This window comes from Paenibacillus sp. OSY-SE (assembly GCF_000283315.1).
Classification (GTDB): domain Bacteria; phylum Bacillota; class Bacilli; order Paenibacillales; family Paenibacillaceae; genus Paenibacillus_B; species Paenibacillus_B profundus.
The window spans coordinates 1-13,004 of the sequence record NZ_ALKF01000150.1 but is presented as its reverse complement, the minus strand read 5'-3'; the positions used below and the strand labels follow the sequence as shown (position 1 = coordinate 13,004).

Here is a 13,004-nt window from a genome sequence, read left to right as displayed (position 1 = left end):
ACGAGCCCGAGAGGCTTAAGGCGCAACGCGCCGGGTCCGATTGCTCTCTTTTCACTACAGCACATGCAACTATAGTCTTTCTTCATCATCGCTGTACTCAAATAGTTTTACATAATCAAAATTCGATGAACTTAGTAAATCATTAAGATATTTTTCTTGTTCCTCGATAGGAACATGATATGGTGGTGCTTGATCTTTTAGATTAGCAAACAATACCCAACCGATGTCTTCATTTGAAAACTTACATTTTCCTTCTAAATCTTTATTTGGGTACATTTCTACATATACTTGCTTTTCTTTATTCAAATTCCAATAAAAATATTTATAAACATATGGCAATCTCGCATTCAACATACCTTTATTGTTAGTTTTTGAGAACGTTCTATTAAGTGGTTCTAAAAATTTGTAAAGAGCATTCATTAGTGCCTTTTCATCCTTACTTGTGCATAAAAAACCATACTCAATCATTTTATTCATTATTAATCCCCCATAAAAAATGATTCATGCATTTAATAATCCGCCCCACGGACGGAGCGGTCAACTGCGCGCGATTTTATATAACGGTCGGGCATTCCCGACTATAATACATTAGCTCGCCTTGACTCGCGAACTAACCAATGTATTAGGGTATACTTTCATCTTTAAAGTACTTTTTAGGTTTTAAATATTCAGTTGCACCGGTTTCGTCTAACGTTGTCATATTCGCGACGACCATTCCCCTTAGATAGCTCCTATCTTAGGGGAATGGATGTATATGCCTGATGTTCTTCTTCGAAAATACCTCGGGCAGATCAAGGGCCGAATGGACCGCAACGCGAATATTATGTTATCCGACGGGCATCTTGAATAACTTCCAGATTAATTATTAGCATGTAGAAAACTGAATAGCTCTATATTCATTTCCTCTACTCCTTGTCCAAGCCATATTAGGTGTCCCCATGTATTAAGGATACAAAGTTTGGAATTTGAAATATTATTATGTGCATTATACGCATGCTCGATTGAAACAGCCCCATCATTTCGGCTATGCAGAATAAGAGTCGGGCACTTAATTGATTGCAAATCTGAAAGAGCGATATTACCTGTCTGTGATAAATCTATAAAAAAACCCTGTCCTGAGCGTTGGCGTTCTATCATTTCCTTAAACTTATTAATATCTTCGTCACTAATATGGCTTTTTAATTTAGCATATGACAATTTACTAAAAGAAGGAGCCATCTGCTTAAAGATAAATTTTGGAGATATGTTAATCATAGATCTGAGTAACTTCCATGTATATTTCTCCAGTGAAGGGTGGAAAAGCATTTTGGCTGCTTTATATTCTTTATCTTTAGGTGTAAGCCATTCTTTAGATACAGCAGATTGTAACGTAAGACTTTTTACACGCTCTTGGTATTTAGAAGTGAAATAAATCGCGCTAGGTCCACCTGCAGAAATTGCAATTACATGAACCTTGTCTAGCTTAAGATGATTTAAGAGCTCAATGTAGGAATTGCAAGCCGTTGATAGGTTTAAGCCATTATTAGGAGATGTTTTCCCGTACCCTGGTCTAGAAGGTGTAAGTATCGAATATCCTTGTTGTTCTAACTCTGAATATCCAAATTCTTCATTACAATTTGAATGTCCACCGTGCATTACGAGAATGGGAATTCCACCTTTATTAATAATTGAGTATTCAATTGACAATTCATCGTTTTTATATACTTCAGTCGTTCTTTTCATATTTTGAATCACCTTCTTTATTCAACTGTTGGATTAATCTTTTAGATATATGTTTGCTTCGGTCTGTCGTATAACGTTCTTGTATTCACGACGCCTCACTGGCTTAAGGTCCGGTGGCTTCGCCACTTAGCCAGTGCAGGTGTGTCCGCCTGACATCACTCCCCCGAAATTTCTCGGGCGGACCAAGGGACGGCTTGTGCCGGATCGCCGCGTGAATGCGGTGTTATATGAAGTCACAGCCATCTTCGAATAACATCCAAAATCATTTCCATAATCTCTTTGCTTCTATTAATTCTTCTTCATGAAATTCCATTCTGTATACATCAGGTTTAGAAGTATGTATTAAAAAATCCAATCCATATTGACTATCAAAATATCCCATCATTAGTGTCATGACAATTCCATGTGTTCCTATTACTATTTTCTGGCCTTTATAGTTCTTTAATATCTCTTTCAAGACTGCTACAGATCGGTTCTTTCAAACGGTATTAGATTCTCCTCCAGGCAATGCAAAGTCTGGATCCCAAAACATCTTCTTCAGATATGGATATAATTCTTTATCGGACATACAGTTATCTTTACTAGACAAAATTCTTTCTTTAAGATCTTCAAACACTAATATTTTTTCACCAAGACACTGCGCTAATTCCTCGATTGTTAATATGGCCCGCGTATTAGGACTTGAAATGAACGTATTTATCCTCTCTTCTTTCAATAATTCAGTTATCTTATGAGCATCCGACTTCCCCTTCTCAGTCAAGCCACGCGTTCTTTCATTTCCTTCTGTTTTGAGTGATTCACTATGTCTAACCATGTATATATAGGTTTTCATATTAACCTCCGTGAATACCTTCCTATTATACTACTGCTGTGATTTCATATAACGTTTCAGCATCTACGACGCGACCCGGCCTTAGATAGCTTTTATCTTAGGCCGGGTCGTGATTTGTCTGAATATTCTTCTGTGCTTTATCACTAGGATGTCGGCGACTTCCCCGATTCAACCTATAATTTTTCCCCATTCATTGTTCAAATACATAGTTCTAATGCTTTCAGGTCAATAATAAAGTCATACTGTTTTAAAATATCCAGTCATGCTTAGACAGAGTAGTAACCGTTAGACAAAATGCCCACCTTTCATTGATTATAGCATCTGTTCATAATAACGGTAACGAAAAGAGGCCCTTCTTCCCTCGTTCAGGGGTTAAAGAGCCTCCGGTTCTTTCGGAAGAATGATATCATATTTCTGTTATTCTTTAGATTACCAAAACGGGCTGCACAATAATAGCTGCGCCCACTGCCTAACCTTCTCCAAACACTCCCCAATTTCCACAAGCTTCACCTCTGAAGACGCACGCTCTTTCCACTCCACCATGCCATCCGCCACCGACTTGCCGCACACAATCCGCAGCGGAATGCCGAACAAATCCGCATCCGCCAGCTTGACGCCGACACGCTCGTCGCGGTCGTCCAGCAGCACGGACACGCCAGCCCGCTGCAGCTCCGCATACAGCCGCTCTGCTGCTTGCATCTGCTGCTCATCTTTAACAGCCACCGGGATAACATGCACGTGGAACGGTGCAATCGCCTGTGGCCAGCTCAAGCCGCGCTCGTCATGATGCTGCTCGACAATCGCAGCCATTAGGCGCGATACCCCGATGCCATAGCACCCCATCAGCAGCGGCTGCTCGCGGCCGTTCGGATCGAGGACGGTGGCGCCAAGCGCCGCGCTATATTTTGTGCCGAGCTTGAATACGTGGCCGACCTCGATGCCGCGGTGGAACTGCAAGCGGCCTCCGTCGCAATGCGGACATAACTCGCCTTCCATCACATTGCGATAATCGCCTGCTCCGTCAATCGCAAAATCACGGCCAGGCACGACATGCCTCACGTGATAATCCTCCTTGTTTGCCCCGGCGATGCCTTCGCTCAACGCGGCAACTGCATAATCGACGAGCAGCTTCACTTTCTGCTTCAGCCCTATCGGTCCCGCAAAGCCTGTCGGCGCTCCCGTCACCTGCGCGACAGTCTCCTCGTCCGCCAGCTCAATCACGTCTGCGCCAAGCGCATTTTTCACTTTTATCTCGTTCACTTCATGATCCCCGCGCACGAGCACCGCCACCGTTTCTCCATCAGCGGCATAGATGAGCGTCTTAATGAACGCCGTTTCATCCATCTTCAGTCCTGCAACCAAATCCTCAATCGTTTTCATGTCCGGCGTAAGGAATCGTTCAGCTTGAGCGATTGCACTGTCAAGCTTATAGGCTTGAGCGTCTGCTAGTTTTGAAGCTTGATCCTCGGCCAGATTTTCATCCGATTCACCACGCGCTGCCTGAGCATCGCCGTCAACTCCATTTCCAACAGCATCACTTGCTGTCGAAGCGCCTCGTCCCGCTTCCGCCCGCTCCAGATTGGCTGCGTAGCCGCACTCCGTGCACGTTACGACCGTGTCCTCCCCAACATCGGCCAGCGCCGTGAACTCATGCGTCGCCCCTTCGCCGCCCATGGCGCCCGCATCCGCCTCTACCGCACGATAGCGCAACCCCAACCGCTGCATAATGCGATGATAAGCCTCGAACATTGAGCGATAGCTCGCATCCAGCCCAGCCGCATCGATATCGAACGAATACGCATCCTTCATCACGAATTCACGGCAGCGCAGCAGCCCGAACCGCGGCCGCCGTTCGTCGCGGTACTTTGTCTGGATCTGATATACCGTCAACGGAATCCGCTTATAAGACTTCACCTCGTCCCGAATAAGCGCCGTAACCACCTCTTCATGTGTCGGACCGAGCGCGAATTCGCGCCCATGACGGTCATGCAGACGGATTAGCTCAGGCCCATATACGTCATACCGTCCTGATTCCTTCCACAGCTCGGCTGGCAGCATCGCTGGGAGATGGAGCTCCTGCGCTCCCGCGTGATCCATTTCCTCGCGTACGATGCGCTCGATGTGGCGCAGCACCTTCCAGCCCAACGGCAAATACGAATACACTCCTGCCGCCAGCGGCCGGATGTACCCCGCCCGCATCAGCAGCTGATGACTCGCCGCCTCGGCATCCGCTGGCGCTTGCCGCAATGTTGGGGATAGTAGTTGTGATTGACGCATTTTGCCCATTCCTCCTCTTTTCGTTAGGTAACCGCATTTCATCCGACCTTCAAGACCTTTACCAATGCTTCCAACCTTGCAGGCCACTCCGCCAATACAAAAAAAACGCACCCGCCCCAAGGGACGAATGCGTCGTGGTACCACCCTAATTTGACCGCCTGCACGAAGCAAGCGATCCTTATACACGGCATAACGGCGTAACCCGGCATTCAACAGCGCCCCGCCCGGACACCGAGAACCGCAGCTGCAAAGGAGGAAGCAACCACCCGCACGAGGAGCCTTGCAGCCTGGGGCCCCCTCTCTGCGCATGCGTACGTACCGTGGCGCTCATGTCTTTGGTCTTCGCTTTTTCCTAACTTTCTCAATTCGATTTCCATTGAAGATACAATCTTTTTCTCGCAAAGTCAAGCGTTTTCGTTTGCTCTTGCTTTGACCATCTTCATTCCTTTTTTCCATATCATATACCCCTAGGTAATCCCATTTAAATATATAAACACAAAAAACCTTACGATCCACTCCGAATTCCTCGGTGCGCAACGCGCCGGGTTCGGCGCATGCCGATCTCTCATTTCTTCTTCGTATACTGTCTCATGGTCATTTTCCAACATAAGTCGAATAATTTGATGATTTTAAGCATAATAAACCACATCCAATCAACCAGATCAACCAGATCAACCAGATTGTAGATGACTTCGACCTTGCGTTTACATGGCAATGCTTCTTAAGTTTTGTTTATCATGATCATTTCAAATATAAACCAGCAAACAGAAATGAGAATCGGCACCTGCCAATACTTTATGTCCGAAGAAGTGGGATATATATCCTTGGAGTGGTTTCGAGGCCGTTCAATCTTATCAATCTTCCGCAGCAGGAACAAGCATAGATACAGCGCGGGGATGGACGCTGCTCCTGAGAACCCTAACAAAATATAGTCAGGAGAACCAGATGGTGAAGATATACTCTTCACCAAGTCCCCGCCTTGCATATACGATCCGATTACATACGATATGTTCGTCGCCATATGAATAACGATCCCCGGCCAGATTGACCGAGCGTAGAGCACGATCAGGGCCGATACCCAGGCGGCGAAGAACAGCTCCAACAGCCGATATGGATTATCGTGAAAGAGTGCGAACAAGACGGAACTCATCGCCGCGGCGAACCATCTTCCCTTTTGTTCGTATCCGGTCAACAGCACACCTCTGAACAACAGTTCCTCACATATCGGAGGAATTACGCCAATCGCTACAATGAGCAGAAATAGAGACGTGATGTCGGTTGCAATCGGATAAATGGATACCTGATACGTTCTCCCAAGCGCTGCTGATATTATTTCTGTCGCTTGATGAATAAACAACATGACAATTTGACTGACCGCATAAATCAGTATACTTAGCAGCATCGTGCACCAAGTCACCTTACGGAATTTGAATACGGACACCCACGATAGCTTCTTGCTGCTCTTCAATACAATAGAAGGAATCACATTCAAACCGATTTGTGCGAACGCTACATAGAGTAGAAAAAAGCCTAAGTTAGCATATAGCTGCTGTTTATCTGGAAATATAAAGGTAGACAGTACATTTCCTGATATATAGGAAACAAGAAACAGCCAGCCCGCATGTATTGCATTCATTCCTTTGGTCATTCTTCTCTCCTTTCAGCTCGTCATGAACCCCCTACTTGCGCTGCTTATCTCTTATTTGCGTTTAAGTCATCGTCCATAGACGAACATTTTTCCGCTAGACTTCGTATCGTTTGATATTTGAACATACCGTACAGCTTCACATGGATGCCCCGTTCTTTCATAACTATACCTCCTTTAATACGTCTTCATCCATGTAATTCCAATCTAATTCCAAGTTTTCTCATATGTATCTGTGCGAGTAGTATCGTAATCAGCGAATGCCTTCACAGAGCTTGGCTCATGTTCGATATTGTTTTAGAAGAAGTCACATCATTACAACAATGGATAAAAATCCAGCTCTTGACTCAATCTCACAACAGTATCGTCTGTAAAGCTTTTTTTCATTGGCTGCTTTCATTAATTCCAGCCGGATACTTTCAATTTTTTCAATTAAACCGTCATGTTTTTCATAGCAAAAATAAAAAGGTTCAATTATTAGAACACCCTTTCGTGTTTAATGACAGCGTATATGGTTGGCTCGCTTCACCCATATACTGTATCTTTGACTTGATTATAACTTACGTTGGCAAAACGATATAATTTCGGATTATTATGCAACATTTTATCCGTAATACATATAAATACAAAAAACGCCTATGTAGGCGCCTCAACATTATTTTTTTGTTAAACTAGGTGCTGGTTATCCATGGAGCATCAATGAATGTAGTGATAAGTTCCATGTTGATTACTCCTATAGATAGTAGGGTAGCGATTAAAAGAAACTTAAGTTTCCTCATGTCATCCAATCCTTCCCTCAATTATTTTGCAGTAATCGTTTTAAATACAGTATCAACTTTTTGAATCATTTCGCTGTTCATTATAGAACTGTTGTACATCATTGTTTGTGTGATAAATGACAATGAATCAAAAGCTTCAGTAAAACGTCCTATAACATATTCCAACGTACTTTTTAAAAGACTATCAATTGCGTATTTTATTGCGAATTACAATTGTCCTTTGATTCGATAATAGGCGATGATACTGTATTAGCTCCCCCAAGCTTTTAGGCTTCGCAGCAATGGCACTCACAACCTCGCCTTCCTTTGTCTTGCAAATTATTCAACCTCCTATATTTCACCATGACTTTCACGAAAATAAAACAATACTTTTCATATTAGTCATATAGTACACAGCCGTACCCCGCGGACGACCGGCTGGTTATGAAGGATATATCCGATTGTGCTGGATATGTCTAAGCTGGGACATGTAGGCGCGGCGGAACAATCCGGTGCCCCAAATCTTTAACGTATCTCTCCCTATATGTGGACAGCAAAAAAGCACCTTGTGCTTAAGCTGCTGAAAGATAGATTCTGAACTCATCAGGAGTCATCTTCATTAGTGTCATTGGTGTGTATAGTGAACCATCCTATCTAAAGTTCGCTCTACAATTGGAATCTCTAAAGATTTAGACAAATGGCATGCTAAGATTTGTCTGGTAGTACCATCTTTTACATAGGACAAATGAGCTCGCTATCCGTTCCTGTATAGCAAATGAGTAATGTCGGTGAGGAAAACCCTCTCATTGCTTTGTAATTGCGTCAAGTTTCTTAGTGCTTAGTCCCAATTTATTGGTTTATATGAAGAACTACATATTACACATGTATGTGCTTTTGTTTAAATTTGGTAATAGAACGTGAAGGACGTAGCCCCAGCGAAGGCCCGGGAGTTGTACGATGAGTACGAGGGCATTGACGGAATATTAAAAAAAGAGAAATTTCCTACATATGCTTGGTTCGACTATCACCCATTTCACACGATTTATAAATGCTAGTTGATTGACAAATCGAATACATGGGCAGTATTATAACTATAAATACATTGTGTAACCGGTTACACAATGTAGGAAATTAAACCGTAATGAAGGACGTGGGGAACGACTCGATAGAGCGCAAGTCAGCCGTAATAGAAATACAACCGTTAGGAAATAATACATGTCAACCGGTACCCTTTCCATCGGCAAACGCATCATACCGCATGTTCCTCTTCATGCTCGTTCCAATGATGAAGAATTTCTTTTCTTCGATGTGTAACCGGTTACACATATAAAAATTGCAAGTATCCGTTATTTCATAGCTTTGTATTCTAATCCATTCACTTTCCGCGAATGGGCGCTCGAAATGCTTCGCAACGCGATTTAACCCTATCTTAGAAAAGGAGCGTGTTCCACGTGTTGGAGATTATCATTAGCTTAGTTCTCCTTGTTGCAACTGGTTTTTTAATCGCTAAAAACTATGACGCCAAATTCGTGCTGCTCACTGCCGGTATCGTGATCATGATCGCGGCCGTGCTGCTTGGCCACCCTGTATTGAAGCCAGAGGACTCCACCGGTCTTGTCCTGTTGGATCCGTTCAAGCAAATCGGGCTGATCTTTGTCAAACAATTAGGCGGTGTCGGTTTAACGATCATGGTGCTGTTCGGTTTCTCCAGCTATATGACGCATATCGGCGCCAGTGATGTTGCCGTGCATCTGTTGACGAAGCCGCTTGGCCGCATCAAATCGCAGTACATTCTCGTGCCTATCGTCTTCCTGCTTGGCAACTTGCTTTCTCTCGTCGTGCCGAGCGCATCCAGCTTGGCGGTCCTGCTTATGGCGACGCTGTATCCGGTATTGAAAAATACGGGCATGTCCTCGTTGACGGCCGGCGCTATCATTGCAACGACGGCTACGATTATGCCGACGCCCCTTGGAGCGGACAGCGTCGTCGCGGCGGAGAATCTAGGCATAAACCTTGTTGAATATGTCTTCTCCTACCATGCCAAGATTTCGATTCCTGTGCTTCTTATCATGGCGGTCGTGCACTATTTCTGGCAGAAGTATATGGATAAGCGGCAGCAGGGCACGCTCCAGCAGGAGATCAACGACGAGAAGCTTGTCGTGAAGAACGATTTGCCACCGGCCTACTACGGTTTGCTGCCGATTTTGCCGCTCATTCTCGTATTGTTATTTGGTTTAATCATAACGAGTGTCAAGCTCGGGTTGGTGGAAATTACGTTCATTTGTATGGCCATCGCCCTTATAATCGAGATTATCCGCAAAGGTTCCTTCAAAGAAACCTCCAAGCAGCTCTCGATTTTCTTCACCGGTATGGGCACCGGATTGGCACAAGTTGTCTCACTCCTCGTAGCAGCAGGCATGCTGGTCGAAGGCTTAAAGTCGATGGGCATCATTGATATGCTCATCGAATCGGTTAGACACATCGAAGGTGCAGGTGTTATCCTGATGCTCACCTTCGCGGGTGTCGAGGGCTTGATCACCTTCATCAGCGGAAGCGGCTTGGCCGTTTTCTACTCCGTGATCAACATCATCCCGGAAATTTCAGAGAAACTCGGCATAAACGGCGTTATGGTCGCGCTGCCGATGCAGTTGATTGCGAACTTGGTTCGTTCCATATCGCCGGTGGCGGCGGTCATCATCGTCGTTGCTTCGATTATTAAGGTCAACCCGATACAAATCGTCAAACGCACATCCGTGCCGATTCTGGTCGGGATCGTCTCTTGCTTTATCTTATCGTTCATCTTTTTCACATAAGGCAGCAAGAGACAGAGGAGTTAGCGGACGATTGTGCTTTATAAAAGAACATAATTCAATGTACCTACATGGCCTTTAACAGGCATTCTTATAGCCCATCCCCTTAGAAATTAGAAATTAAGCAGCTTCCAAACAACGGAGATGGGCTCATTTACTAAGTTATATTTTATAGCAAACGAAAAGCAACCATTCTGATCAATCTTTGAACTGTAACCCGTAGGATGGACACTCTGAAAAAAGTGCCTCTGCCATACGGGTTCTTTGCGTTTATAATGAGTGTAACTAATAAGAGCGAGGTCGATGAAATTACAGACAGCAAGAAGCCTACAACAAGAAGACTTCGTTTTGCGGAGCAACAGATCAGACAGTTAGAATCTAATCCAAACGTCTTACACGTAACAGAGAAATTAATAACCTATGCCCCTTCGTTTAAAATGGCTGCGGTGCATGCTCATAAGGAAGGAAAAATGCCACAAGAAATCTTTGAGGAGGACATTTTAGATGATGACTCCTGATGAGTTCAGAAGCCATCTTTTAGCAGCTTAAGCGCGAGGTGTTTTTTTGCTGTCCACATATAGGATTACAGTTCACACCGCCATGCAGGTGGCTTTTTCTATTGTCGCGATCTGGCGATAGATCGGCCCGTTGTAAAAGTAAGTCTTTATGCACCGGCGCTGTATTGTGGAAAGACCGGCCAACGCCTGATGAATCCGATCATTGGTTTCCAGCTTGTCCATGATGTCGGCAACAGACCGTGAAATCCTGTTGCATGGCGTGAATGGGCAGGAATTTGCGCCCGTTCAACGGGAAAGCCGGAGACATTGCCGCGCCTCCGGCTTTCCTACTTTTTAACGCCTGTACTGATAACAGGTAGATGGTAAGACCCGCCGCCGCAAGCAGGTATACTGCTCCGCCGATCAGGAACGGCAGGACGGTACTGTATTGCACTACGAAGAAATCAGCCTTTCATTTTTTTCTTGAAAAGGATAACCGCAATGATAAAAATAATGGCGGCGTATCCCAGCACCCACCAAACGTGTGATAGAATAGATGAATAATTTCCAAAGAGCGCAGACTTTACCAAGTCCACGGAGTGAGCAAACGGAAGTGCATAGCATACCGTCTTAAACGCACCACCTACCGTGTCCAGAGGGAACAGTGCGCCACTAAGCCATAAAGCCCCATTGGTGAGAATCGCACCAGCGCCGTTCATCTGATTACTCGAAAGAACACTTCCCATAAGCAAGCCGATACTTATAAAAAGTAAAGAAACGGGAATGAGTGCAATGATAGCAATCAGAATATTTACACTGACAGACAGGCCAACGATAATGGCAGTAAGAAAGCAAATGGCACATTGGAACATTGCAAACGGCAAAAGCGGAAACGAATACCCCATAATATAGTCAAATCCAGTTAACGGGGATGCAAACAATCGCATTAAATAGGAACTGCTTCTGTCACCTGCCATAAGCATCCCCGAGAACAAAGCAATAAAAGATAATCCAAAAACCGCCATACCCGGTGCAAAATTTTCAATTGCAAATACGTCAGACATTCCCGGAATACTCTGCTTCATGAATGAAAGCAATAGTATCAGAACGACAGGAAATCCGATACCGAAAATCATACTTAGAGGGTCTCTTAAAATTTCCTTGCGATTACGTGTTGCAAAAGCTACAAAACTCATTTCTCTGCCTCCTTATCTGCAAACGAAAGAAAGGCATCTTCAAAGGTTGCCGTTCCGGTTGCGCTTATAATTTCTTCAGCAGTACCAATAATTCGCATTTTTCCGCGAGTCATTATCCCGATTCTGTCCGCCAAGGCCTCAGCTTCTTCAAGATAGTGGGTGGTCAAAATAATGGTGATTTTGCCTTTCAATTCACTGATTGTTTTCCACAAATCTCTCCTTGCATGAACATCAAGTCCAAGTGTAGGCTCGTCAAGAAACAGAATCTGCGGATTTGTTATGAGCGCCATAGCGATACTTAGCTTGCGCTGCGTACCGCCTGATAATGACTTTGCCCTTTCTTTTGCTCGATCTGTTAATCGAAAAGTTGCAAGCATTTCATCTGCTTTTTTTGTTGCTTCCTGCACACTTTTTCCATAAATTCTTGCAATCAATTCCAGATTTTCTTTTACGGTTAATTTTGAAGCTATCGCCGTTTCCTGCGGGGAAACATTAATTATTTGTTTTACTGCATTTGAATTTTTAATAAGGCTGTTACCCATCATCAAAGCATCTCCGCTTGTCGGCACAAGCAGACAGGATAACATTTTAATCGCTGTTGTTTTGCCGGCACCGTTAGTCCCAAGTAGCGCAAAAAACTCACCTTGTTCAATAGACAGATTAAGTGAATCCACTGCTGTCCTTTCATTAAATTTTTTCGTAAGATTGGTTATCGCTATTCCGCTCATCCTTTTTCCTCCCTACCTTGAGTGCCAAAAACCTTGTTGGCTAACTCCGTAAACATATCACCCTTTACAATTGCTATGCCTTGTGCCTCATCACCAAGAAGAAGCAGGGTGTCACCGGGGTCTATACCAAACATTTCCCGTGCTTCTTTCGGGATAACGATTTGCCCTTTTTCTCCAACTTTTGCCGTCCAAGCATGTTTGCCGCCTTTAGGTTCTCTCATGGTTGTATTCCTCCGAAAGTAAGTTTAGTTATTTTAGTATGTCTAATTCCACTTTGTATAACAAATCATACCGTTTGAAAAATGAAAAGTCAATAGTGGATTTTTGCCCAGCCTGCCGGTTTTCTACGAGCTGGTGACGATAAGCAGGCTCTCGGTGGAACGGCACTTCTCATCTCCGGCTGGGAGAACAGGAAAGCCCTCCCCGTCAGCGGGACCCTGAATTGATCCATTGCCCGGTCAATTTCTGCCGATCATCGATGGCGCTATAAACGAGGTAGTCAAAATGAAAAAAAACGGAGAAAACGCAATAGCGGCTGG

Annotated in this window: 9 protein-coding genes and 1 pseudogene; 2 read left to right on the top strand and 8 right to left on the bottom strand. The window is 44.3% G+C overall.

Annotated elements, in window-relative coordinates; all coding sequences use genetic code 11:
* Nucleotides 1-69: 69 nt before the first annotated feature.
* The 5 genes and pseudogenes from A372_RS0104985 to A372_RS0104955 form a co-directional block, all read right to left on the bottom strand.
* Complete coding sequence (locus A372_RS0104985; protein ID WP_019419727.1) at nt 70-477, bottom strand: hypothetical protein; 408 nt, start codon at nt 475-477, stop codon at nt 70-72.
* Nucleotides 478-858: 381 nt separating this feature from the next.
* Nucleotides 859-1,722 carry an alpha/beta fold hydrolase gene (locus A372_RS33275; protein ID WP_019419725.1) on the bottom strand — a complete coding sequence of 288 codons (864 nt, stop codon included), beginning with the start codon at nt 1,720-1,722 and terminating at the stop codon, nt 859-861.
* Between the two features lie 262 nt (nt 1,723-1,984).
* Nucleotides 1,985-2,554, bottom strand: a pseudogene (locus tag A372_RS33270) (histidine phosphatase family protein).
* A gap of 429 nt (nt 2,555-2,983) precedes the next feature.
* On the bottom strand, nt 2,984-4,831 hold the full coding sequence (locus tag A372_RS0104965; protein WP_019419723.1) for a proline--tRNA ligase: 1,848 nt from the start codon (nt 4,829-4,831) through the stop codon (nt 2,984-2,986).
* Nucleotides 4,832-5,552: 721 nt separating this feature from the next.
* Nucleotides 5,553-6,479 carry a type II CAAX endopeptidase family protein gene (locus tag A372_RS0104955; protein ID WP_019419721.1) on the bottom strand — a complete coding sequence of 309 codons (927 nt, stop codon included), beginning with the start codon at nt 6,477-6,479 and terminating at the stop codon, nt 5,553-5,555.
* A gap of 2,206 nt (nt 6,480-8,685) precedes the next feature.
* Between A372_RS0104955 and dcuC the strand changes: the two genes are divergently transcribed.
* Together dcuC and A372_RS33265 are read left to right on the top strand one after the other, a co-directional pair.
* Nucleotides 8,686-10,047, top strand: coding sequence for a C4-dicarboxylate transporter DcuC (gene dcuC / locus A372_RS0104945; protein ID WP_019419719.1), 1,362 nt, complete (start codon nt 8,686-8,688; stop codon nt 10,045-10,047).
* 272 nt (nt 10,048-10,319) lie between these two features.
* On the top strand, nt 10,320-10,562 hold the full coding sequence (locus A372_RS33265) for a hypothetical protein (RefSeq protein ID WP_157259441.1): 243 nt from the start codon (nt 10,320-10,322) through the stop codon (nt 10,560-10,562).
* 443 nt (nt 10,563-11,005) lie between these two features.
* Here A372_RS33265 and A372_RS0104935 read toward each other — a convergent pair whose 3' ends face one another.
* From A372_RS0104935 to A372_RS0104925, 3 genes are read right to left on the bottom strand one after another with little or no spacing between them, the layout of a single operon-like run.
* Nucleotides 11,006-11,737, bottom strand: coding sequence for an ABC transporter permease (locus A372_RS0104935; RefSeq protein WP_019419717.1), 732 nt, complete (start codon nt 11,735-11,737; stop codon nt 11,006-11,008).
* Nucleotides 11,734-12,465: an ABC transporter ATP-binding protein gene (locus tag A372_RS0104930; protein WP_019419716.1), complete on the bottom strand. Its 732-nt coding sequence runs from the start codon at nt 12,463-12,465 to the stop codon at nt 11,734-11,736. The genes A372_RS0104935 and A372_RS0104930 overlap by 4 nt, the downstream gene beginning before the upstream one ends.
* On the bottom strand, nt 12,462-12,686 hold the full coding sequence (locus A372_RS0104925) for an AbrB/MazE/SpoVT family DNA-binding domain-containing protein (RefSeq protein WP_019419715.1): 225 nt from the start codon (nt 12,684-12,686) through the stop codon (nt 12,462-12,464). The genes A372_RS0104930 and A372_RS0104925 overlap by 4 nt, the downstream gene beginning before the upstream one ends.
* Between the last annotated feature and the right edge of the window lie 318 nt (nt 12,687-13,004).

Coding starts and splice junctions, on each gene's coding strand:
- A372_RS0104985 (WP_019419727.1), bottom strand. CDS start 477: ATGAATAAAATGATTGAGTATGGTTTTTTATGCACAAGTAAGGATGAA.
- A372_RS33275 (WP_019419725.1), bottom strand. CDS start 1,722: ATGAAAAGAACGACTGAAGTATATAAAAACGATGAATTGTCAATTGAA.
- A372_RS0104965 (WP_019419723.1), bottom strand. CDS start 4,831: ATGCGTCAATCACAACTACTATCCCCAACATTGCGGCAAGCGCCAGCG.
- A372_RS0104955 (WP_019419721.1), bottom strand. CDS start 6,479: ATGACCAAAGGAATGAATGCAATACATGCGGGCTGGCTGTTTCTTGTT.
- A372_RS33265 (WP_157259441.1), top strand. CDS start 10,320: ATGAGTGTAACTAATAAGAGCGAGGTCGATGAAATTACAGACAGCAAG.
- A372_RS0104935 (WP_019419717.1), bottom strand. CDS start 11,737: ATGAGTTTTGTAGCTTTTGCAACACGTAATCGCAAGGAAATTTTAAGA.
- A372_RS0104930 (WP_019419716.1), bottom strand. CDS start 12,465: ATGAGCGGAATAGCGATAACCAATCTTACGAAAAAATTTAATGAAAGG.
- A372_RS0104925 (WP_019419715.1), bottom strand. CDS start 12,686: ATGAGAGAACCTAAAGGCGGCAAACATGCTTGGACGGCAAAAGTTGGA.